This window comes from Citrobacter sp. wls716 (assembly GCF_005280975.1).
Taxonomy (GTDB): Bacteria; Pseudomonadota; Gammaproteobacteria; order Enterobacterales; family Enterobacteriaceae; genus Citrobacter; species Citrobacter youngae.
In genome coordinates this window covers 1-379 of sequence record NZ_SZWX01000046.1, presented here as the reverse complement: position 1 = coordinate 379, position 379 = coordinate 1, and the positions used below count along the sequence as shown (strand labels likewise).

Here is a 379-nt window from a genome sequence, read left to right as displayed (position 1 = left end):
AGGCTCCCACTGCTTGTACGTACACGGTTTCAGGTTCTTTTTCACTCCCCTCGCCGGGGTTCTTTTCGCCTTTCCCTCACGGTACTGGTTCACTATCGGTCAGTCAGGAGTATTTAGCCTTGGAGGATGGTCCCCCCATATTCAGACAGGATACCACGTGTCCCGCCCTACTCTTCGAGTTCACAACCTGTGCATTTTGGTGTACGGGACTATCACCCTGTACCGTCGGACTTTCCAGACCGTTCCACTAACACACAAGCTGATTCAGACTCTGGGCTGCTCCCCGTTCGCTCGCCGCTACTGGGGGAATCTCGGTTGATTTCTTTTCCTCGGGGTACTTAGATGTTTCAGTTCCCCCGGTTCGCTTCATTACGCTATG

Annotated in this window: 1 rRNA gene; it reads right to left on the bottom strand. The window is 53.3% G+C overall.

Annotated elements, in window-relative coordinates:
• Positions 1–379 (bottom strand): 23S ribosomal RNA (locus tag FDX24_RS16295); the annotation flags it as partial.